The following is a 22,012-nucleotide window of genomic DNA, read 5'->3' as shown; positions in this document are numbered from 1 at the left end:
TCCCTTTCAGGTCGAGTCCCCCGTCGTGCACCGCGCGTCGGTGCGCCCACGCTACGTGATCTGGGCCGCAACGCTCCGCGCGCCCCTCCTGGTGGCTTCATACCCACTGGGCGGGCGTTGTGGCAGCACCGTGGCAGCGGGATGACAGCGCAGGGCAATAGGGTCGGGGTATGCAGCAGACCGACCACAGCAGTGCCGCCGCGGCTCCGGCGCGCCCGGCGTCGCCTCCGAGCGGCCTGTCCCCGTCGCGTGCGGGGGATTTCCTGACCTGCCCGCTGCTGTACCGGTTGCGGGTGATCGACCGGCTGCCGGAGCCGCCGAGCCAGGCGGCGACCCGCGGCACCCTGGTGCACGCGGTGCTGGAGCGGCTGTTCGACAGCCCGGCGGCGGACCGGACGCCGGACCGGGCGCTGGGCCTGCTGCGCCCGCAGTGGGAGCGGCTGCTGGGCGAGCGCCCGGAGCTGGTCTCGCTGTTCCCGGACGATCCGGACGGCGGGGCGCTGACGCGCTGGCTGGCGGACGCCGAGAAGCTGGTCGAGCGGTGGTTCCGGTTGGAGGACCCGACCCGGCTGCACCCGGTGGAGCGGGAGCTGTACGTGGAGACGGCCCTGGAGTCGGGGCTGCTGCTGCGCGGGTACATCGACCGGGTGGACGTCGCGCCGACCGGTGAGGTCCGGCTGGTGGACTACAAGACCGGCCGGGCGCCCTCGCGGGACTTCGAGGGCAAGGCGATGTTCCAGATGAAGTTCTACGCCCTGGTGGTGTGGCGCTGGAAGGGCGTGATCCCGAAGCGGCTGCAGCTGGTCTACCTGGGCGGCGGAGGGGACGTGGTCAGCTACGACCCGGACGAGGCGGATCTGCTGGCGGTGGAGCGCAAACTCCAGGCGCTGTGGGAGCGGATCTCGCTCGCGGTGGCCACCGGGGACTTCCCCGCCACCCGCAACCGGCTCTGCGACTGGTGCGACCACCAGGCCAGCTGCCCGGAGTTCGGCGGCACTCCGCCGCCGTACCCGTTGCCGCTGGCCCGAACGTCTGACGAAGACGATCCCACGGGGGATCCGATGAGCAAGGAGTCCTAGGTGACGATCCGAGTGCTGCTGGTCGACGACCAGCCGCTGCTGCGCACCGGTTTCCGGATGATCCTGGAGGCCGAGTCCGACCTGGTGGTGGTCGGCGAGGCCGGCGACGGTCAGCAGGCGCTGGACCAGGTCCGGGCGCTGCAGCCCGATGTGGTGCTGATGGACATCCGGATGCCCAGGATGGACGGCGTGGAGGCGACCCGCCGGATCGCCGGCCCGGGGCGGGACGGCCCGGCCAAGGTGCTGGTGCTGACCACCTTCGACCTGGACGAGTACGTGGTGGAGGCGCTGCGCGCGGGCGCCAGCGGCTTCCTCCTGAAGGACGTGCCGGCCGAGGAGCTGGTGCAGGCGATCCGGGTGGTGGCGGACGGCGCGGCGATGCTGGCGCCGAGCATCACCCGGCGGCTGCTGGACATGTACGCCACCAAGCTGCCCTCGGGCGAGGAGGCGCCGCCGCAGGCGCTGAACTCGCTGACGGAGCGTGAGTTGGAGGTGTTGAAGCTGGTGGCGCGCGGGCTGTCGAACGCGGAGATCGCGGCGGAGCTGTTCGTCAGCGAGACGACGGTGAAGACGCACGTCGGCCATGTGCTGACCAAGCTCCAGCTGCGCGACCGGGTGCAGGCGGCGGTGTACGCGTACGAGAGCGGGCTGGTGCGTCCCGGCGCGCTCTGAGCCCGTGCGGTGCCGGCCGGGCCCGGTCCGGATGTGACGGTGGCCCGTCCGTTCCCCTTGCACCCTGGGGGATCGGACGGGCCACCGTGCTGAGGGTGGCCCGGTGCACTGAACCGCTCAGTGCACCGGGCTGCCTGCCTACTTGCCGACCCGGCTGATCTCCCAGAAGCGGAAGACGCCGGTGGTGTCGACGGTCGACTCCACACCGGTGATGTTGGAGCGGGAGACGAAGAAGGCCTTGTTCTGGAACAGCGGGATCAGCGGCGCGTTCTCGGCGACGATGGTCTGGATCTGGTTGAAGGTCGCGGCGGCGGCGCCTCGGTCGGCCTGCTTGAGGCTTTCCGGCACGAGCTTCTGGCTGATCCGGGGGTCGTCCCAGCCGTGGTGGTACGAGCCGCCTTCGACGATCAGCGGCGCCACGTAGTTGTCGGCGTCGGGGTAGTCGGCGAACCAGCCGATGATGTACGCCTGGTACTTGCCGTCGATCCAGCCCTTCTTGAAGGTGTCCCAGTCGGCCTCCTGCTGGACCGTCACCTGGAACAGGCCGCCGGCCTCCAGCTGCTTCTTCAGGGCGTCGGACTCGGCGCCCTCGGCGCGCGAGCGGGACCAGGTGAGGTTCAGCTTGACCGGCAGCGGGACCTTGGCGGCGGTCAGGATCGCCTTGGCCTTGTTGACGTCCTGGTCGCCGTACTTGTCGAAGAAGGCGGTGTTGTGGCCGATGACGCCGGCCGGGACCATCGAGTACAGCGGCTGGACGGTGCGCGCGAAGACGTCGCGGGCGAGCGCCTTGCGGTCGATCAGCTGGGCCGCGGCCTGCCGGACGGCGACGTTGCCGCCGGTCGCGTCCTTGGTGTTGAAGACCAGGGAGCGGGTGTCGTTGCTGTCGCCCTCGACGACCTGCAGGTCGGTCTTGCCGCCCTGCTGGTCGGAGCGGATCTGGGCGGCGGTGTTGGGCTCCAGGCTGTTGTCGGTGAGGTCGATGTCGCCCTTGTCGAGCGCGGCCTTCAGTTCGGCGGCCTTGTCGAAGTAGCGGAGCGTGAACTTCTTGTTCCGCAGCTTGGCGTCGCCGGTGTACTTGTCGTTGGGCGTCAGGACGACCTTGCCCGGGATCTTGGCACCGCTGCCGGCCGTGATGGTGTCGACCGAGTCGATCTTGTACGGGCCGGAGCCGACCAGCTGGTCGTTGGCCAGCAGCTTGTCGGCGGGGAAGACCTGGTGGTCGACGATGGCACCGGCCGGGCCGGCCAGCTTGGCGGGGAGCACCGCGTCGGGCTGCGAGAGGTGGAAGACCACCTCGGTGTCGCCCTTGGCCTCGACGGTCTTGATCGAGTCGAGCAGGCCGGAGGGGCCGTTCTCGTCCTTGATCTTCTTGCTGCGCTCGATGGAGTACACCACGTCGGCGGCGGTCAGCGGATGGCCGTTGGAGAACTTCAGGCCGGCGCGCAGCGTGCAGTGGTAGGTCATGGCGTCGCCGCCGGTGAACTCGCACGACTGCGCGGCGTCCGGGCTCGGCGAGCTGGAGGCCGCGGGGAAGGTCAGCAGCGACTGGAAGGTGTTGCGCAGCAGCAGCCAGGAGCCGGCGTCGTAGGCGCCGGCCGGGTCCAGCACGCTGGTGAGCGAGGTGGTGCCCATGGTGATCGTCTTGTCGCCGTCCCCCTTGACGGCGTCCGTGACCGAGCCGCAGCCGGCCACGGAGACGGCGACCAGGCCGGCACAGCCGAGCACTGCCAGTCGTTCAGCTGAGTTCTTCACGCGTCGCGTCCTTCTGGGTGCGGTCCGGCCGGGGGCCGGTCGGCCCGCGGTGGGGTCCGCCTCCGGGGTTTGCGGAGGGCGCGCGCGGGCCGGGCCGTGCGACCGCGGGCAGGACGGGGTTGACCGTCAGCGTCGGCGGCAGGGCTCGGGGGGTGGGGAACGAACTGGAGTAGCGTGCCATATCGAACACGCGGTACCGGTACGCGTACAGGTGACAGTTGGGACACGAGGGGACGGATCCGCGACGGCGATCCGACGAGTTGTCAGGCAATGCCCGTTTTCTCCCGGGACGACCCCGGAATGCGACTGGTTCCGACCGCTTACCGGCGAGTAGGACACCACCGCAATGAGACGATAATCACACGCGCGAGGCGACCAGCGAGCGCAGCAGTTCAAGATCGACCTGCTCCAGCGAGGACAGCACCAGCCGTCCGGGGGCCGGCTCGATCGCCGCCACCGAGGGCACCGCGATCACCGGGCAGCCGGCCGCCTCGGCCGAGCGCACCCCGGTCGGCGCGTCCTCCACCACCACGCAGCGGGACGGCTCGGCGCCGAGCCGGCGCACCGCCTCCAGGTACGGGTCCGGGTGCGGCTTGGTCCGCGGCACCTCGTCCCCCGCGACCGAGAACGCGAAGTGCCGGGAGCCCAGCGAGTCCAGCACGATGTCGATCACGTGCCGGTGCGAGGCCGACACCAGGGCGGCCGGGATCCCGTGCGCGGCAAGGGTGTTGAGCAGCCGCTCGGCGCCCGGCATGAGCGGCACGCCGCCCGCCAGCAGGTCCACGAAGCGCTGGTTGATCAGCACCGTCAGATCGGCCGGCGCGAGGTCCACCCCGGTGGCGCCGATCAGGTAGTCGATCACCCGGCTCATCGGGCCGCCGACCAGGTGGACCCGGTCGTTCTCGTCCAGCGCGTAGCCCAGCTCGGCGAAGAGCGAGGCCTCGGCCTGCCACCAGAAGTCCTCGGTGTCCACCAGCGTCCCGTCCATGTCCAGCAGCACCGCCTGGAGGCCCCGACCGTCGCCCTGGTCGAGGGTGCGTGTGGCGGTGGAGATGGTGGTCATGGAGGGCGTCCTTCCGTCCGTGCCCCGGGCCGCAGGGCCCTGGGGATGGCACAGGCCGGCCCGCTGGTGAGCGGACCGGCCCGTTCAGGATGATCCAGGATACGCCCCGACCGCCCGAAAAGGGCGAACGGTACGCGACGCGGGGGCTACCGCGCGTTGAAGTACTTGGCCTCCGGGTGGTGGATCACGATCGCGTCGGTGGACTGCTCGGGGTGCAGCTGGAACTCCTCGGAGAGCACCACGCCGATCCGCTCCGGCCGCAGCAGCTCGGCGATCTTCGCGCGGTCCTCCAGCTCCGGGCAGGCCCCGTAGCCGAGCGAGAACCGGGCGCCCCGGTACTTCAGCGCGAACATGTCCTTGACGTCCTGCGGGTCCTCGCCGGAGAAGCCCAGCTCGAAGCGGACCCGGGCGTGCCAGAACTCGGCCAGCGCCTCGGCCAGCTGCACCGAGAGGCCGTGCAGCTCCAGGTAGTCGCGGTAGGAGTTGTTGGCGAACAGCTCGTTGGCCGCCTCGGAGATCCGGTTGCCCATGGTGACCACCTGCAGGCCCACCACGTCCTTGACGCCCGTCTCCTCCGGGCGGAAGAAGTCCGCCAGGCAGAGCCGGCGCCCGCGCCGCTGGCGCGGGAAGGTGAACCGGGTGCGCTCGGAGCCGTCCTCGTTGTAGACGACCAGGTCGTCGCCCTTGGAGTTCGCCGGGTAGTAGCCGTAGACCACGGCCGCCTCCAGCCAGCCCTCGGTCTGCAGCCGGTCCAGCCACATCCGCAGCCGCGGCCGGCCCTCCGTCTCCACCAGCTCCTCGTACGAGGGCCCGTCGCCGGTGCGCGCCGCCTTGAGGCCCCACTGGCCCTTGAAGAGCGCGTCCTCGTCCAGCCAGGAGGCGTAGTCCGCGAACGGCACGCCCTTGACGATCCGGTCGCCCCAGAACGGCGGGGCCGGCACCGTGTTGTCCACCGAGACGTCGGAGCGGATCTGGCCGAGGTTGACCTCCTCCGGCTCCTCGACCTCCACCCGGGCGTGCCGGCGCTGCTTGAGCTCCGGGAGGCTGGCGCCGGGCACCCCGCGCTTGACCGCGATCAGGGCGTCCATCAGCCGCAGGCCCTCGAAGGCGTCCCGGGCGTAGCGGACCTCGCCCTCGTAGATCTCGTGCAGGTCCTGCTCGACGTAGGCCCGGGTGAGGGCCGCGCCGCCGAGGATCACCGGGTAGTCGGCCGCCAGCTTGCGCTGGTTCAGCTCCTCCAGGTTCTCCTTCATGATCACGGTGGACTTCACCAGCAGGCCGGACATCCCGATCACGTCCGCGCGGTGCTCCTGCGCGGCGTCCAGGATCGCCGAGACCGGCTGCTTGATGCCCAGGTTGACCACGGTGTAGCCGTTGTTGGACAGGATGATGTCGACCAGGTTCTTGCCGATGTCGTGGACGTCGCCCTTGACGGTGGCCAGCACGATGGTGCCCTTGCCCTCGTCGTCGGACTTCTCCATGTGCGGCTCCAGGTGGGCCACCGCGGTCTTCATCACCTCGGCGGACTGCAGTACGAACGGCAGCTGCATCTGGCCGGAGCCGAACAGCTCGCCGACCACCTTCATGCCGGCCAGCAGCGTGCTGTTGACGATCTCCAGCGCGGGGCGCTCGGTCAGCGCCTCGTCCAGGTCGGCCTCCAGGCCGTTGCGCTCGCCGTCGATGATCCGGCGCTGCAGGCGCTCCTCCAGCGGCAGCGCCGCCAGCTCCTCCGCCTTGGAGGCCCGCATCGAGGTCGAGGAGACGCCCTCGAACAGCTGGAGCAGCTTCTGCAGCGGGTCGTAGCCCTCGGCCCGGCGGTCGTAGACCAGGTCGAGTGCGACGTCGCGCTGGTCCTCGGGGATCCGGGCCATCGGCAGGATCTTGGAGGCGTGCACGATCGCCGAGTCCAGGCCCGCCTCCACGCACTCGTTCAGGAAGACCGAGTTGATCACCATGCGGGCGGCCGGGCTGAGGCCGAAGGAGATGTTGGACAGGCCCAGGGTGGTCTGCACGTCCGGGTGGCGGCGCTTGAGCTCGCGGATCGCCTCGATGGTCTCGATGCCGTCGCGGCGGGACTCCTCCTGCCCGGTGCCCAGCGTGAAGGCCAGGCAGTCGACCAGGATCGAGCCCTCGTCGATGCCGTACTCGGTGGTGAGCTGTGCGATCAGCCGCTCGGCGATCTCCACCTTCTTGTCGGCGGTGCGGGCCTGGCCGTCCTCGTCGATGGTCAGCGCGATCAGGCCGGCGCCGTGCTCGCGGGCCAGCGAGGCGATCCGCCCGAAGCGGGTGTCCGGGCCGTCGCCGTCCTCGTAGTTCACCGAGTTCAGCAGCGCGCGGCCGCCGAGCGACTCCAGGCCCGCGCGCAGCACGTCCGGCTCGGTGGAGTCCAGCACGATCGGCAGCGTGGAGGCGGTGGCCAGCCGGCCCGCGATCTCCTTCATGTCGGCGACGCCGTCGCGGCCGACGTAGTCGACGCAGAGGTCCAGCAGGTGGGAGCCGTCCCGGATCTGGTCGCGGGCGATCTCCACACAGGCCTGCCAGTCCCCCGCCAGCATCGAGTCGCGGAACTTCTTCGAGCCGTTGGCGTTGGTGCGCTCGCCGATCGCCAGGTACGAGGTGTCCTGACGGAACGGCACCGCCTGGTAGAGCGAGGCCGCCGACGGGTCCGGCTGCGGGGTGCGGACCACGACCGGACGGCCCTGGACGCGCTCGACCACCTGGCGCAGGTGCTCGGGGGTGGTGCCGCAGCAGCCGCCGACCAGCGAGAGGCCGTACTCGCGGGTGAAGGTGTCGTGCGCCTCGGCCAGCTCCTCCGGGGACAGCGGGTAGTGCGCGCCGTCCTTGCCCAGCACCGGCAGACCGGCGTTCGGCATGCAGGACAGGCCGATCCTCGCGTTCTTGGCCAGGTAGCGCAGGTGCTCGCTCATCTCGGCCGGGCCGGTGGCGCAGTTCAGGCCGATGTAGTCGATGCCCAGCGGCTCCAGGGCGGTCAGCGCGGCGCCGATCTCCGAGCCCAGCAGCATGGTGCCGGTGGTCTCCACGGTCACCTGCACCAGCACCGGCAGGTCGAGGCCGGCCTCGGCGAGCGCGCGCTTCGAGCCGAGGATGGCCGCCTTGGTCTGCAGCAGGTCCTGGCTGGTCTCCACCAGCAGCGCGTCCGCGCCGCCCGCGATCAGGCCGGCCGCGTTCAGCTGGAAGCCGTCGCGCAGCACCTCGTACGGCGCGTGGCCGAGGGTGGGCAGCTTGGTGCCGGGGCCGATCGAGCCGAGCACCCAGCGGGTCCGGCCGTCGGCGGCGTGCGCGTCGGCGACCTCGCGGGCGATCCGGGCGCCGGCCTCGGACAGCTCGAAGATCCGCTCGGCGATGTCGTACTCGCCGAGGGCGGAGAAGTTGGCGCCGAAGGTGTTGGTCTCCACGCAGTCCACGCCCACACCGAAGTAGGCCTCGTGGACGGAGCGGACGATGTCGGGCCGGGTCACGTTCAGGACCTCGTTGCAGCCCTCCAGGTTCTGGAAGTCCTCCAAGCTCGGATCCTGGGCTTGGAGCATGGTGCCCATCGCCCCGTCGGCCACCACCACGCGGGTGGCCAGTGCCTCGCGCAACGCGTTCGCGCGGATCTGCTGGATGGTGGACGGGTCGGCTGCAGTGGCCATGGGGCTTCTCCCTGGGTGCGACGGCTGTCGGCTTTGCGACCCCGCTGACTCGGGGCCGCACGTGGCCAGGGTATCCGGCCGACGGCGTGAGCCGTTGGAGCATTTCGTATCCTGAGCGCTCGGCCGCAAAGGGGGAGCAACACGATGGCCAGGTTCAGGACACACGCCCGTCGGATTCCAAGGGCTCTGGGGGCGCCGTTCAGGGCGCTTCGCGTGCGGTGGCGGGGGTGGTCGCGGTGGCGCCGGGCGCTGGTCGTGGCCGCGGTGCTGTCGGCCGTCCTGGTCGTACCGCCCGGCACGGCGGCCCTGGCGCTGCGCCTGCAGTACGTGGGCGAACCCTCTCCCGAGGCCCGGACGAGGGGCCGGGACGCGGTCTGGCTCGGCCACGCCTGGGTCGACGGCCGAAAGGGTGACGCCGACATCACCGCCCTCGCCGCGCGGCTCGCCGGCACCGGCATCCACGACCTGTACGTGCACACCGGCCCGCTGGAACACGACGGCTCGCTGCCCGAGACCGTCCACCCGCGGGCCCGCTGGTTCACCGACGCCGTGCACCGGGCGCTGCCCGGCATCCGGGTGCAGAGCTGGCTCGGCGACGAGGTGAAGCCGGAGAAGGACGCCCTGGACCTGGAGGACGCGGCCACCCGGGACCGGGTCACCGCCTCCGCGCGGTCCGTCCTGGACCTCGGCTTCGACGGCGTGCACTTCGACATGGAACCGATCCGCCCGGGCTCGGCCGGCTGGCTGGCCCTGCTGGACCAGGTGCGCGAGGTGACGTCCGCGCGCGGCGCACCGCTCTCGGTGGCCGCCCCGCAGATCGACCCGCTGCCCGGGCTGCACTCGGCGGGCATCCTGCTCACCGACCACGGCAAGTGGTGGGACCAGGCCTACTTCGCCGAGACCGCCCGCCGGGTCGACCAGATCGCGGTGATGACGTACGACTCCAGCATGCCGACGGCCTCGCTGTACGGCGGGTACAACGCCCTGCAGACCGAGCTGGCGCTGGAGGCCACCCCGAAGAACGTGGACCTGCTGATGGGCCTGCCGTTCTACTGGGAGGACAAGTGGGGGCACTGGGGCGCGGCCGAGACGGTGGACGCCGCCATCCGGGGCATCCGGCTCGGCCTGGGCCGCCAGGACCTCCAGCGGCGGAACTTCGGCGTCGGGCTGTACGTGGACTTCGCCGCCACCGAGGAGAACTGGGCCGACTACCGGAGCGGCTGGGTGCGCTGACCCCGGCCCGCCCGGGTCCCGTCCGGACAGGGCCTAGGCGAGCCGGTGGGCCAGCGCGCCCAGGTAGCGGTGGACGGAGCTGTCCTCGCCCAGCACGTAGTGCGAGACCGCGCGGTACACCGGGCGGTAGACCTCGCCGCGCTCGGTGACCGTCAGGGTGCAGCCCTGGCCCGCCGGGGTGAGGGTGTACGTCCAGGTGCCGCCGTAGGGCAGGTCCTGGTCCGCGATGCCGGTCACCAGCCGGTGCGGCGCCTCGCTCTCCACCACCTCGTACGTGGTGTGCCCGTGCCGGTCGTACTCGCGCCAGCGGATCCGCCCGCCGGCCGCGGGCAGCCGCTCCACCTGGGACAGGCCCGGGCGCCACGCCGGGTACAGGTCGATGTCGGTCAGCACCTCCCAGACCGCGCCGGGCGGCTGCGCCAGGTCGAGCCCGCCCTCGGTGACGTGCTCCACCGGCAGCCGGCGGCCCGCCGCCGCCGCGGCCAGCGCCGCCCCGGCGCCGAACGCCACCACCGCACCCGCGCCGATCCACAGCCATCTGCTCATCCGCCGGCTCCTCACACCCGCCGTCCGGCCCCGTCTCCTATCATCGCGCCGCCCCGCCACGCGGGCACGGCGGCAACTCTGCGTGCCCACTCCGATACGATCCGTGCCCGATGGGCCGAGGCGGACCGCGCCCGGCCGCCGGAACCCCCCGGAGTACCGCCGTGCAGCGCCACCGCCTCCTGGCCGCCCTGGCCGCCACCCCCCTGCTCGCCCTCACCGCCGCCGGCCCCGCCCGGGCGGTGGACACCTCCGCCCTGGACGCCCCGCCGCGGTACGCCGCCCTCGGCGACTCCTACGCCGCCGGGACCGGGGCCGGCGCCTACGAGCAGGACGGCGGCGACTGCCACCGCAGCGCCAACGCCTACCCGGCGCTCTGGGCGGCCGACCACGGCGCCACCGCCTTCCTGGCCGCCGCGTGCAGCGGCGCCACCACCGCCGACGTGCGGCGCGACCAGCTGCCCCGGGTGGCGGCGGACACCGGGCTGGTGACCCTCACCGCCGGCGGCAACGACCTCGGCTTCGCGCAGGCCGCCGGCGACTGCCTCCAGCCGCTGACCACCGAGAGCCGCTGCGACCGCACCCTGGACGAGGCCGAGCGGCGGCTGCGCGAGGAGCTCCCGGACCGGCTGGCTGAGCTCTACGACGGCGTCCGGACCGCCGCCCCGGCCGCCCGGGTCGTCGTCACCGGCTACCCGCACCTGCTGCGGACCGGCACCACCTGCCTGATCGGCACCGACCCGCGCCGGCAGCGGTTCAACGCGCTCACCGACGAGCTGGACGAGCTCATCCGCCGTCAGGCCGGGACGTTCGGCTTCGGGTTCGCCGACGTCCGGACGGCGTTCGAGGGCCACGAGGTGTGCGCGCCGGCGGGCCGGGAGTGGATCACCGGCATCGTGCTCCCCCGGCTCTGGGAGTCCTTCCACCCCACCGCCGACGGCCAGTCCCTCGGCTACCTCCCGGCCGTCACCGCGGCCGCCGGCCCGCGCTAGCTCCGTACCGGGACGGGCCCGGGTGCGGCCCGGTGGCCCTGCCCCGGCGGGCGCCGGGGGCGGGCCGCGGATAACCGCTGGATCCCGGCGCCCCGCTCCCCCAGACTGTCCCGGTGCCCGGCCGAGGTGCGCATCAAAGCCCGTAGGCTGGGCAGGTAGGGACCATGGAGCGAGGCGTTCCATGGGTGACGAGAGGTTCGACAGTCGGCAGCCGTCCCGGCGAAGCCCCGGCAGCCCGCCCGGGGCCTGGCACGGACGACCGCCGACCGGAGGGAGACGCTGGGTGATCGAGCTGGAAGATGTTCCCGAGTTGATCGACCCGGTGATGGTCTGCGCCTTCGAGGGCTGGAACGATGCCGGCGACGCCGCCTCCGCGGCCGTGGCGCATCTGGACGACACCTGGAGCGGCAAGGTGTTCGCCGCCCTGGACGCGGAGGACTACTACGACTTCCAGGTCAACCGGCCGACGGTCTGGCTGGACGGCGGCATCCGCCGGATCACCTGGCCGACCACCCGGCTCTCGGTGATCCGGGTCACGGAGCCCAAGCCCCGGGACGTCGTGCTGGTGCGCGGCATCGAGCCCAGCATGCGCTGGCGCTCGTTCTGCAACGAGCTGCTCGGCTTCGCGCACGAGCTGGGCATCGAGCTGGTGGTGATCCTGGGCGCACTGCTCGGCGACACCCCGCACAGCCGCCCGGTGCCGGTCAGCGGGGTCACCTCCGACCCCGACCTGGCCCAGCGGCTGGATCTGGAGGAGAGCCGCTACGAGGGCCCGACCGGGATCGTCGGCGTGCTCCAGGAGGCCTGCACGCACGCCGGGGTGCCGGCCGTGACGCTGTGGGCGGCGGTGCCGCACTACGTCGCGCAGCCGCCGAACCCCAAGGCCACCCTGGCGCTGATCAACAAGCTGGAGGACCTGCTGGACCTGCGCATCCCGCCGGGCGAGCTGGGCGAGGACGCCCGGGCCTGGCAGCTGGGCGTGGACCAGCTCGCCGCCGAGGACAGCGAGGTGGCCGAGTACGTCCAGCAGCTGGAGGAGGCGCAGGACACCGCCGAGCTGCCGGAGGCCTCGGGCGACGCGATCGCCCGGGAGTTCGAGCGCTACCTGCGCCGCCGGGAGAACGTCGGCCCGACCGGCGAGAAGCCGGTCGCCGGGCACGCCACGGCGGAGCGGCCCAGCGAGCCCGAGGCGCCCGGCGCCCGGGAGGCCCAGGAGGGCGACGGGGAGGACTGATCGCCGGCCGGCCGCCGGGTGACCGGGCGGGCCGGCCCCGGCGGCCGGACGCGCCGAAGGGGTGCCGGGAGACGTCTCCCGGCACCCCTTCGGCGTGCTGCCCCTCATGGGCTCGGGCCGGTCCGGTGTGAGTTCTCCGGTCCGGCCCGAGCCCTGGGGTGCGACTCCTAGAGTGCGACGCCGAGCAGCGCGTCCACGGTGCGCGAGACCAGGCCCGGCGCGCCGATGTCCGTGCCGCCCTCGGACTCCTGCCGGGCGGCCCAGCGGTCGACCGCGGCCAGCGCGGCGGGTGCGTCCAGGTCGTGGGCGAGCGCCTCGCGGACCTCGGCGAGCAGCCCCTCGGCCGACGGGCCGTCCGGACGGGACACCGCGGCACGCCAGCGGGCGAGGCGCTCCAGGGCCTCGTCCAGGGTGCCCTTGGTCCACTCCCAGTCCTCGCGGTAGTGGTGCGAGAGCAGCGCGAGGCGGATCGCGGCCGGGTCGACGCCCTCGCGGCGGAGCGCGGAGACGAACACCAGGTTGCCGCGCGACTTGGACATCTTGTGCCCGTCCAGGCCGACCATGCCGGCGTGCACGTAGGCCTTGGCGTACGGGCGGTGGCCGGTGGCGACCTGGGCGTGGGCGGCGCCCATCTCGTGGTGCGGGAAGGAGAGGTCGCTTCCGCCGCCCTGGATGTCGAAGGACATGCCGAGGAACTTCAGGGCGATCGCCACGCACTCGATGTGCCAGCCGGGGCGGCCGTGGCCGAGCTCGGTGTCCCAGGCGGGCTCGCCGGGGCGGGCCGCGAGCCAGAGCAGGGCGTCCAGCGGGTGGCGCTTGCCCGGGCGGTCCGGGTCGCCGCCGCGCTCGGCGAAGACCGGCCGCATGGCCTCGGTCGTGAGGCCGGAGACCTCGCCGAAGTGCGGGTCCGACTCGACGGAGAAGTAGATGTCGCCGTCGACGCGGTACGCGGCGCCGCTCGCCAGCAGCTTCTGGACCAGCGGGACGATCCACGGGATCGACTCGACGGCGCCGATGTAGTGGGCCGGCGGGAGCAGCCGCAGGGCGGTCATGTCCTCGCGGAACAGCGCCGTCTCGCGCTCGGCGAGCGCCGTCCAGTCCTGGCCGGTGGCGACGGCGCGCTCCAGCAGCGGGTCGTCCACGTCGGTGACGTTCTGGACGTAGAGGACGTCGTGGCCGGCGTCCTTCCACACCCGCTGCACCAGGTCGAACGCGTTGTAGGTGGCGGCGTGGCCCATGTGGGTCGCGTCATAGGGGGTGATGCCGCAGACGTAGATCCGGGCGGTGCCGTCCTGCGGCACGACCTCCCGGATACAACCCGCTGCGGTGTCGTGGATACGAAGGGGGAGCCCCTGACCAGGCAGGGCGGGAACCTCGGAGGCGGGCCAGGCATGCATGGGACTGACCTTAACCTTGCGAACATTTGAAAGCCTAACCAGTGCACAAGATCGACTGGATTCGTTGTCCGAGCGGTTCCGTACTGATAAGGACCAGCCATTGACGGCTTTCGGACGGCTTTCGGGGAATAAGTCGACGGTGCGTCGGATGCCGGGATGAGCGCCCGGCCGGCCCTGCCGCCGGCCGGGCGCCCGGCCCTCGGGAGTCGCGCGGAGCCGCTAGACGCGCTGCCAGAGGGCCGGCACGTTCGGCGGCTCCCAGCCGGTGATGGCGGTGTGCGCCTGGAGGCACCGGTAGGAGGCGCCGGCGTAGGTGACCCGGTCGCCCGCGTTGTAGGGCGTGCCCGCGGTCCAGCTGCCGCCGGGCGGGGTGGTCGGCGGCGTGGTGGGCGGGGTGGTGGGTGTGGTGGGGCTCGGGCTGGTGGGCGGCGTGGTGGGGGTCTGCGGGACGTTCAGGACGAAGTCGTAGGTGCCCTCCTTCGCCGAGCCGACCTGACGGACGTTCATCAGCAGCCGCGCGTCGTAGATGGTGTCGGTGCTGTTGCGCGGCTCCCCGGGGAAGTACAGCTGGGTGGTGAGGACCGGGCGGCCCGGGGCCTGGACCTTCACGTGGATGTGCCGGGTGCGGCCCGGGTAGAGGCCGGGGACGATCGTGGAGAGGGTGAAGGCACCCTGCGCGTTGGTGAACTGGTGGCCGCGGAAGGTGAAGCCGACGTTGTCGTAGGCGCCGTTGACGTCGGCCTGCCAGAAGTCCAGCAGGACGTTGGCGATCGGCAGGCAGGCCCGGCCGAAGACGTAGCCGCTGACGGTGAGCCGGGTGCCGGGGGTGTTCGCCGTCACCAGGGAGGTGCGCAGCGGGGAGTTCGGCTTGAAGTAGGGGCCCTCGGTCTGCTCGATGGTCGGATCGTCGTCGTCGTGGCAGGCGGGGGTCAGGCCGGGCGCCTCGCCGGTGCCGACCCGGTCGCGGGCGAGGGCCACGCCGCCGCCGATCAGCAGCGGGGCGGTGCCGAGGACGGCGGCGGCCTTCAGGACGGTCTTGCGGGTGATCCGGCGGTCGATCAGGCCCTCCGGCCCGGTCGCGGGCTCTTCGGGTGCGGGCATGCGCCGACTCCTTCGCTGAGAAAGACGTGGGGGGATGCGGGGGTCGGCCCTTGTCATGGTGGGGGCATGACAAGGGCCGGGCCAGCGGCCGCCCTCCGCAGCGGGCGGCCACCGGCGGCCAGTAGGAAACCTACGGGCCGTCCGGAGCCGCCGCGATGGACCCGATCCGGGGATCGTGGTGATTTCCTCCGACCCGGGCGCGGAACTCCCCCGGCGTCATGCCGGTCTCCCGCCGGAAGAAGCGGCAGAAGTACGCCGGGTCGTCGAAGCCGGCCTCCCGGGCGATCTGGCGGACCGTCAGTTCGGTGCAGGCGAGCAGCCGTTTGGCCTCCAGGGTCTGCTGCTGGCGGATCAGCCGGCCGGGGGTGCGGCCGGTGGACTGCTTGACCAGGGTGTGCAGATAGCCGGGCGAGACCCCCAACTCCTGGGCGCAGGAGCCCACCGAGCGCCGCACCCCGCCCGGTTCGGCGACCAACCTGGTGAAGGCGGCGGCCAGTTCGGCCGGACGGCCGGGCGCGGCGGCGCCCTCCTCGGGGGCCCGGGCGCGCAGCGCGCGGACGATCAGAACGTGCAGGAGGGCCTGGAGCACGCCCCGGTAGCCGGGCGGGCGGGACCGGAACTCGTGCTCCATGTCCGCCAGCAGCGCGATGATCGGGGCGGCCTGCTCACCGAGCCGCAGTCCGGGCCGGGCGGCCAGGGTGCGCAGCGCGGCGAGGTCCCGGGGGCTGGAGAGCAGGAAGTCCTCGTTGAACAGGACGACATGCCCGGCCAGGTCGTCCGCGTCGTCCCAGTAGTGCACCTGGCCGGGGGTGATGACGCACAACTGGGGCGGCTGCAGCGGCCGGTGGACCAGGTCCACGACGTGGGCGCCGCGGCCGCCGGTGACCAGGACGATCTCGTAGAAGGAGTGCCGGTGGGGGAAGCCGGCCCGGGAGAGCGGGCCGATGGTGTCGAAGGTGCCGGTCGCGAACGGCAGCAGGTGCGGCAGCGGGACCTGTAAGCGGTGCAGCGGCAGGTCCAGTGCGCGGGCGGCGTTCACGGCGCGGTCCGGGAAGGGATGGCCGGAGCCGGGGCGGGGGTGGTCCGGGCCCGGTCCGGGGTCGTCCGTCGCTCGTTCATCGGAGCAGTGTGCGACCGGTTCACCGCACCGGTCCAGACCAATACACGCCCCAACCCGGGAGCGGCCCCCGGACCGGGGCCCCGGCCATGCCCTGCGGAGGCTAGATGGGCGGCCAGGGGATGGCGGGCCACTCCTCGGACGGCAGCGGGTGGCGGCCGGTGCGGCGCAGCTCGGCGATCCGGGCGCGGGCGGCGGCGAGTTCGGCCGCGGTGAGGTGCGGGGCGAGCCGTTCGCCGAGCGCGCCGTCCAGCTGCCCGGCCAGGTCGGCCAGCACCTCCACCGCCTCGTCGGGCAGCGGCTCCCCGGCCCAGCCCCAGAGCAGGGTCCGCAGCTTGCCCTCGGTGTTGAAGGTGACCCCGTGGTCGATGCCGTAGATCCGGCCGTCGGCGGCGGCGATCAGGTGGCCGCCCTTGCGGTCGGCGTTGTTGAGGACGGCGTCCAGGACGGCGAGCCGGCGCAGTCGCCGGTCGTCCGGGTGGACCAGCAGCGCGGTGCGCCCGTCGCCGACGTCGGCGCGGACGATCGGCAGCCAGCCGGCCTCCGGGCCGGCCGGGTCCTGGAGGGCGAGCAGCGGGTCCGCCCCGGGGTCGGGCTCGACCCAGAGCTGCACCATGCCGGGCCCGTGCGGGCCGTCGCGCAGCACGGTGGGCGGGATCAGCGCCCAGCCGGTGGCGGCGGCGAGTTCGTAGGCGGCGACCTCGCGGCCGGCCAGCGTGCCGTCGGGGAAGTCCCAGAGCGGGCGTTCGCCGGCCACCGGCTTGTAGACGGCCTGCGCGGACCGTCCGTCCGCGCTGACGCTGCAGTACAGCGCGGCGTTGGAGGCGTCGGCGAGCCGCCCGTGGACGGTGAGTTCGCCCTCGCGCAGCAGGCTCAGCGCGGTCGGCACGTCGGCGGCCAGGGCGGCGCCGGCCACCGGGTCGGCCTGGGGCGGGGTGTCGGTGTTCAGCGCCGGTACCCGTTCGCGCGCGGGCACAGGTGGCCCTCCGGGTCGAGCGGCAGGTTGCAGAAGGGGCAGGGCTTGCGGCCGGCCGCGACCAGGTCCAGCGCCCGCTTGGCGAACACCCGGGCCATCGCACCGGAGAGCCGGACCCGGAGCATGTCGGGGCCGTTCTCGTCGTCCTCGAAGACGGCCTCGGCGGCCTCCTCGCCCTCTTCCTCCTCCTCGACCACCGCCTGGGCCTCGACCACCAGGCAGGCGTCGACGCTGTCCCAGGCCAGTGCCATGGTGCCGACCCGGAACTCCTGTTCCAGCGGCAGGTCGAGCGGGGCGGTGTCGAGCAGGTCGACCGGGGCGGCGGCGGGGATCGCGGCGTCGCCGCCGCTGCGCCGCAGGGCCTCGTCGAGGACCTCCTCTATCCGCTCGGCCAACGCGGCGACCTGGGTCTTCTCCAGCAGCACGCTGGTGATCCGGCCCCGGGCGCTGGCCTGCAGGTAGAACGCCCGGGCGCCGGGCTGGCCGACGGTACCGGCCACGAACCGTTCGGGCTGGTCGTAGAAGAAGACCTGACGGGGCACGCTCTCGCTCCGGATCGTTTCGATCGTTCCGACGTCTTCCGACGTCGTGGCTGGACTGGACGTGACGGGCTGGGCCCCTGCGCGGGCTCGTTAGTCACCCTACGACTTCCGGGCCGGGCCCGGGGCGCCGCGCCCGTTACGGGCGGGTGACCTGCCCCGGGCGGGTCGATGCACGGCCCGGGGGCCGGGTGGTCGGGCGAGCGACCGGGGCGGTGGGCGCGGGGCCGTTGACGCGGGGCCGTTGACGCGGGCCGACGGACGCAGGGCGGTTGACGCGAGGAGGTCGACGCAGGCCGGTTGACGCGGGGGCCGGCCGGGGTGACCGGCTCAGGCCGTGCCGGTGGCGCCGCCGACCACCGCGTCGCCCGCCGGGGCGCCCCCGCCGCCGGGCCTGGGGGCCAGCGAGGCGAGGTCTCCGGTGTCGCCCATTCTCAGCACGAAGGGCCGCTGGGGGGTGTAGCGGATCGCAGTGACCGAGCAGGGATCGACGTTGATCCGCTGGAAGTGGTCCAGGTGCAGGCCGAGCGCGTCGGCCACCACCGCCTTGATCACATCGCCGTGCGAGCAGGCGATCCAGACCGCGTCCTCGCCGTGGTCGGCGGCGATCTTCTCGTTCCACTCGCGCACCGCGCTCACCGTGCGGTGGCTCAGCTCGCGCAGCGACTCCCCGCCGGGGAAGACGGCCGCCGCCGCGTGGTCCTGGACGGTGCGCCAGAGCGGCTCCCCGGCCAGCTCGGCGAGCGGGCGGCCGGTCCACTCGCCGTAGTGGCACTCGCCGAGGCGGTCGTCCTGGGCGGGGCCGCCCAGCTCGGGCCGGGCGGCGAGCAGCGGTTCCAGGGTCTGCCGACAGCGCTCCAGCGGGCTGCTGACTGCCTGCGCCAGCGGGATCCCGGCGAGCCGGCCGGCCAGCGCCTCGGCCTGGGCTCGCCCGGTGTCGTCGAGGTCCACCCCGGGTGTCCAACCGGCCAGGATTCCGGCGGTGTTCGCGGTGGAGCGGCCGTGGCGGACGAGCAGCAGGGTGGGCATGGGGCCTAGCGTACGACAACGCCCGCGGGCGGGTGCGTCCGGCGGTCAGGGCCGACGATGCGGCCGGTCGCGGGCCCCCGGGGGTCCGCCGGGGACGCGCTGCGGGCCCGCCGGGGGTGGCGGCCTGCGGGTGTGCGCTTCCGGTGGAGATGGCGCCGTCGCCCGTCGCGAGCGGCCACAATGGCCCGCATGATCGTGCATTGCGCCCTCTACCGTGCCGGCCGCCGCATCGAGGGGCCCGAGGACTACTCGGACGCCCTGGCCGCCGCGCGGGCGGCCGGCGACGGCAGCTTCGTCTGGATAGGCCTGTTCGAGCCCACGGCCGAGGAACTGGACCTGGTCAGCACGGAGTTCTCGCTGCACCCGCTGGCCGTCGAGGACGCCGTCGGCGCCCACCAGCGGCCCAAGGTGGAGGCGTACCAGGACTCGCTGTTCGTCGCGCTCAAGACCGTGGGCTACCACCCCGGCGGGCACGCGGTGACCACCGGCGAGGTGATGATCTTCCTCGGCGACTGCTACGTCATGACGGTCCGCCACGGCGCCGACAGCCCGCTCGGCGAGCTGCGGGCGGAGCTGGAGCAGCAGCCGGACGTCCTGCGGTACGGGCCGAGCGCGGTGCTGCACTCGGTCTGCGACACCGTGGTGGACGGCTACCTCGACGTGGCCACCGCCCTCCAGGCGGACCTGGACGAGCTGGAGGCCGACGTCTTCGCCCCCGGACGGGTCGGCCGGGACACCGCGGGCCGGATCTACGGCTACAAGCGCCAGCTGGTCGCGGTCCGCCGGGCCACCGGCCCGCTGGTCGAGCCGATGCTGCGCCTGGAGCGCGGCGGCGTGCCGTTCGTCCGCCCCGAGGCGCTGCCCTACCTGCGGGACGTCGCCGACCACCTGGCCCGGGCCAACGACCAGGTGGAGGGCATGGACCGGCTGCTGTCCGACATCCTCAGCGCCAACCTGGCGCAGGTCAGCGTGCAGCAGAACAACGACATGCGGAAGATCTCGGCGTGGGCGGCGCTGGCCGCCGTCCCGACGATGATCGCGGGCGTGTACGGCATGAACTTCGAGCACATGCCCGAACTGCACCAGCCCTGGGGCTACCCGGCCGCGGTGGGGCTGATGGTGCTGGTCTGCGCCGTCCTCCACCGGGTGTTCAAGCGGCACGGCTGGCTGTAGCCGCCGCATCGGGGGCCCGAGGATCTTCCTCGGGCCCCCCGATGTGCTCAGGCCAGCCCGGCGCGCTCCAGGGCCTCGACGCCGGTGCGCAGCGCCTGCACCCGCTCCTCCAGGCTGAATCCGGCCGGGGCCAGGGTCAGCGTGGTGACACCGGCCTCGGCGTAGGCCTGCATCCGGTCGGCGATCCGGGCGGTGTCGCCGATCAGCGAGGTGGCGTCGATCAGCTCGTGCGGGACGGCGGCCGCGGCGCCCGCGTAGTCCTTGGCGAGGTACTTCTCCTGGATCTCGTCCGCCGCCTGCTCGTAGCCCATCCGCCGGGTGAGCTGGTTGTAGAAGTTCTTGTCCTTGCTGCCCATGCCGCCGATGTAGAGCGCGGCGTAGGAGCGCTGGGCGTCGGCGCCGGCCTTGATGTCCTCGCCGACCGCGATGGTGACGGTCGGGCAGAGGTCGAAGCCCTCCAGGGTCTGCCCGGCCTTGGCGCGGCCGGCCCGCAGCGGGTCGGTCGAGAGCGCGGCGTGCTCGGGGGCGAAGAAGATGCCGAGCCAGCCGTCGGCGATCTCGCCGGTCTGCTCCAGGTTCTTCGGGCCGATCGCCGCGATGTACAGCGGGATGTGCTCGCGCACCGGGTGCACGGTGAGCTTGATCGGCTTGCCGGGCCCGCCGGGCAGCGGCAGCGTCCAGTTGGCGCCCTCGTGGACGAGGCGCTCGCGGGACATCGCCTTGCGGATGATCTCCACGTACTCGCGGGTGCGGGCGAGCGGCTTGTCGAACTTCACGCCGTACCAGCCCTCGGAGACCTGCGGGCCGGAGACGCCGAGGCCGAGCCGGAACCGCCCGCCGGAGAGGGTGTCCAGGGTGGCGGCCGTCATCGCGGTCATCGCCGGGGTGCGGGCCGGGATCTGGAAGATCGCCGAACCGACGTCGATCCGCTCGGTCCTGGCGGCGACGAACGACAGCACGGTGGCCGCGTCCGAGCCGTACGCCTCGGCCGCCCAGCAGACCGAGTAGCCCAGCCGGTCGGCCTCCTGGGCCACCGCGATGTTGTCGGCGTCCATGCCGAGTCCCCAGTAGCCGAGGTTGATGCCGAGTCGCATGTGCCCTGCCTTCCAGTCCGGTTGATCGTGAGGGTAACCGCGCGCCCGGCGGTCATGCTACTGGCCGGTAGCGGTGTGCCGGGTCACATTCCGGCGAGCCGGGCGCGCGACGGCCGCCCTGCGGGTCTGCGCAGCTGTCCGGATCCCGGCCGCTACGCTCAGCCGACGTGGGGGAGCCTCTTTCCACCTGCGCGTTTGCCGGGTTCACCGGCGTTGCCGACCTCCGGGCGCCACCGGTGTCACGGACGGTACCGGCGCTGTCGACGTAATCGGCCACTGGAGGGCCCGCCCGATGGAAAAGCGTCACCTCGGCCGTACCGGGCTGCAGGTCTCCCGACTCGGCCTCGGCACCATGACCTGGGGCCGTGACACCGACGAGCACGAGGCGGCCGAGCTGCTCAAGGAGTTCGTCGACGCCGGCGGCAACCTGGTCGACACCGCCGACGTCTACGCGGACGGCGGCGCCGAGTACCTGATCTCCCGGCTCACCGACAATCTGATCCCCCGCTCCGAACTCGTCATCGCCACCAAGGCGGGCAGCGTTCCGGACTCCGGCCGGCGCTTCGACGGCTCGCGCGGCCACCTGCTCGCCGCCCTGGACGCCTCGCTGCGCCGGCTCGGCACCGACTACGTCGACCTGTGGCAGGTGCACGCCTTCGACCCGACGACGCCCGTCGAGGAGACCCTGAGCGCCCTGGACATCGCCGTCGCCTCCGGGCGCGCCCGCTACGTCGGCGTCTGCGACTACAGCGGCTGGCAGCTCGCCAAGGCCGCCACCTGGCAGCGCGCCCACCACGGGCGGGTGCCGCTGGCCGGCGTGCAGCTGGAGTACTCGCTGCTCCAGCGCGGCATCGAGCGCGAGGCGCTGCCCGCCGCGCAGGACGCCGGGGTCGGGCTGCTCGCCGCCTCGCCGCTCGGGCGGGGCGTGCTCACCGGCAAGTACCGGCACGGCGTCCCGCAGGACTCGCGCGGCGCCTCGCCCTACCTCTCCGGCTTCGTCCAGCCCTACCTCGGGGAGCGCTCGCGGCGGATCGTGGACGCCGTCGCCACCGCGGCCGACGGGCTGGCCAGCAGCCCGCTCGCGGTGGCGCTCGCCTGGGTGCGGGACCGGCCCGGTGTCGCCGCCGCGCTGGTCGGGGCGCGGACGCCGGCGCAGCTGCAGGCGGCGCTGTCAGTGGAGGCGCTTACGCTTCCGGGTGAGATCCGCGGTGCGCTCGACGACATCTCGTCGCCGGTGCACCGGTACCCGGACCAGGGGTGGAGCGAGCTCTAGGGCCGGACAGGCCCGCAGGGCTCGGGCCACCCGGTGACGAACGACGTTTGACCGCACCAGCCGCGTGCTCGCGCCCGCGGTACCGGTGCCCG

The 22,012-nt window shown here is 73.1% G+C and carries 18 protein-coding genes; 7 read left to right on the top strand and 11 right to left on the bottom strand.

The features are described 5' to 3' along the window. Positions 1–170: 170 nt before the first annotated feature. Positions 171–1,079 carry a RecB family exonuclease gene (locus ACGFZP_RS17805; RefSeq protein ID WP_392933612.1) on the top strand — a complete coding sequence of 303 codons (909 nt, stop codon included), beginning with the start codon at positions 171–173 and terminating at the stop codon, positions 1,077–1,079. Continuing rightward, positions 1,080–1,751 carry a response regulator gene (locus ACGFZP_RS17800; RefSeq protein WP_392933609.1) on the top strand — a complete coding sequence of 224 codons (672 nt, stop codon included), beginning with the start codon at positions 1,080–1,082 and terminating at the stop codon, positions 1,749–1,751. Between the two features lie 138 nt (positions 1,752–1,889). On the opposite strand, the gene ACGFZP_RS17795 is transcribed toward ACGFZP_RS17800, so the two are convergent. The 3 genes from ACGFZP_RS17795 to metH all read right to left on the bottom strand — a co-directional run bounded on the left by ACGFZP_RS17795 (position 1,890) and on the right by metH (position 8,219). Continuing rightward, complete coding sequence (locus tag ACGFZP_RS17795) at positions 1,890–3,503, bottom strand: ABC transporter substrate-binding protein (RefSeq protein ID WP_392933607.1); 1,614 nt, start codon at positions 3,501–3,503, stop codon at positions 1,890–1,892. Between the two features lie 358 nt (positions 3,504–3,861). Continuing rightward, on the bottom strand, positions 3,862–4,566 hold the full coding sequence (locus ACGFZP_RS17790) for an HAD family hydrolase (protein ID WP_392933604.1): 705 nt from the start codon (positions 4,564–4,566) through the stop codon (positions 3,862–3,864). 146 nt (positions 4,567–4,712) lie between these two features. After that, positions 4,713–8,219 carry a methionine synthase gene (gene metH, locus ACGFZP_RS17785; protein ID WP_392933601.1) on the bottom strand — a complete coding sequence of 1,169 codons (3,507 nt, stop codon included), beginning with the start codon at positions 8,217–8,219 and terminating at the stop codon, positions 4,713–4,715. Positions 8,220–8,474: 255 nt separating this feature from the next. Between metH and ACGFZP_RS17780 the strand changes: the two genes are divergently transcribed. Beyond that, positions 8,475–9,452, top strand: a complete 978-nt coding sequence (locus ACGFZP_RS17780; protein ID WP_392933599.1) for a hypothetical protein — start codon at positions 8,475–8,477, stop codon at positions 9,450–9,452. A gap of 33 nt (positions 9,453–9,485) precedes the next feature. On the opposite strand, the gene ACGFZP_RS17775 is transcribed toward ACGFZP_RS17780, so the two are convergent. Beyond that, positions 9,486–9,998, bottom strand: coding sequence for an SRPBCC domain-containing protein (locus ACGFZP_RS17775; protein ID WP_392933597.1), 513 nt, complete (start codon positions 9,996–9,998; stop codon positions 9,486–9,488). A 161-nt stretch (positions 9,999–10,159) separates the two neighbouring features. On the opposite strand from ACGFZP_RS17775, the gene ACGFZP_RS17770 reads away from it, so the two are divergent. Together ACGFZP_RS17770 and ACGFZP_RS17765 are read left to right on the top strand one after the other, a co-directional pair. Further along, complete coding sequence (locus tag ACGFZP_RS17770; RefSeq protein WP_392933595.1) at positions 10,160–10,987, top strand: SGNH/GDSL hydrolase family protein; 828 nt, start codon at positions 10,160–10,162, stop codon at positions 10,985–10,987. Between the two features lie 283 nt (positions 10,988–11,270). Further along, entirely contained in the window at positions 11,271–12,221 is a 951-nt protein-coding gene (locus tag ACGFZP_RS17765; protein WP_392933593.1) for a PAC2 family protein, read from the top strand. A 167-nt stretch (positions 12,222–12,388) separates the two neighbouring features. Here the strand turns inward: ACGFZP_RS17765 and mshC are convergent, their stop codons facing one another. From mshC to ACGFZP_RS17735, 6 genes are all read right to left on the bottom strand, one after another. Further along, positions 12,389–13,618: a cysteine--1-D-myo-inosityl 2-amino-2-deoxy-alpha-D-glucopyranoside ligase gene (gene mshC / locus ACGFZP_RS17760; protein ID WP_392933591.1), complete on the bottom strand. Its 1,230-nt coding sequence runs from the start codon at positions 13,616–13,618 to the stop codon at positions 12,389–12,391. A gap of 219 nt (positions 13,619–13,837) precedes the next feature. Then, entirely contained in the window at positions 13,838–14,719 is an 882-nt protein-coding gene (locus ACGFZP_RS17755; RefSeq protein ID WP_392933588.1) for a carbohydrate-binding protein, read from the bottom strand. A gap of 130 nt (positions 14,720–14,849) precedes the next feature. Further along, positions 14,850–15,758 (bottom strand): helix-turn-helix domain-containing protein, encoded by a 909-nt coding sequence (locus tag ACGFZP_RS17750; RefSeq protein ID WP_392933586.1) that lies wholly within the window; start codon positions 15,756–15,758, stop codon positions 14,850–14,852. A 181-nt stretch (positions 15,759–15,939) separates the two neighbouring features. Further along, positions 15,940–16,812, bottom strand: a complete 873-nt coding sequence (locus ACGFZP_RS17745; protein WP_392933583.1) for an SCO1664 family protein — start codon at positions 16,810–16,812, stop codon at positions 15,940–15,942. After that, entirely contained in the window at positions 16,782–17,354 is a 573-nt protein-coding gene (locus ACGFZP_RS17740; RefSeq protein WP_392933581.1) for a DUF3090 family protein, read from the bottom strand. Before ACGFZP_RS17740 ends, ACGFZP_RS17745 begins: the two co-directional genes overlap by 31 nt. A gap of 327 nt (positions 17,355–17,681) precedes the next feature. Then, positions 17,682–18,380 (bottom strand): histidine phosphatase family protein, encoded by a 699-nt coding sequence (locus ACGFZP_RS17735; RefSeq protein ID WP_392933579.1) that lies wholly within the window; start codon positions 18,378–18,380, stop codon positions 17,682–17,684. 180 nt (positions 18,381–18,560) lie between these two features. Between ACGFZP_RS17735 and ACGFZP_RS17730 the strand changes: the two genes are divergently transcribed. Then, complete coding sequence (locus ACGFZP_RS17730; protein ID WP_392933576.1) at positions 18,561–19,553, top strand: magnesium and cobalt transport protein CorA; 993 nt, start codon at positions 18,561–18,563, stop codon at positions 19,551–19,553. 47 nt (positions 19,554–19,600) lie between these two features. Here the strand turns inward: ACGFZP_RS17730 and ACGFZP_RS17725 are convergent, their stop codons facing one another. Beyond that, positions 19,601–20,647, bottom strand: coding sequence for an LLM class F420-dependent oxidoreductase (locus ACGFZP_RS17725; RefSeq protein WP_392933574.1), 1,047 nt, complete (start codon positions 20,645–20,647; stop codon positions 19,601–19,603). A 292-nt stretch (positions 20,648–20,939) separates the two neighbouring features. On the opposite strand from ACGFZP_RS17725, the gene ACGFZP_RS17720 reads away from it, so the two are divergent. Beyond that, on the top strand, positions 20,940–21,920 hold the full coding sequence (locus ACGFZP_RS17720) for an aldo/keto reductase (RefSeq protein WP_392933572.1): 981 nt from the start codon (positions 20,940–20,942) through the stop codon (positions 21,918–21,920). Positions 21,921–22,012 lie beyond the last annotated feature (92 nt).

The sequence above is a fragment of the Kitasatospora sp. NPDC048239 genome (genome assembly GCF_043202015.1).
Lineage (GTDB): Bacteria > Actinomycetota > Actinomycetes > Streptomycetales > Streptomycetaceae > Kitasatospora.
The sequence above is the reverse complement of the archived record's forward strand: the minus strand, read 5'-3'. Positions and strand labels throughout refer to the sequence as shown.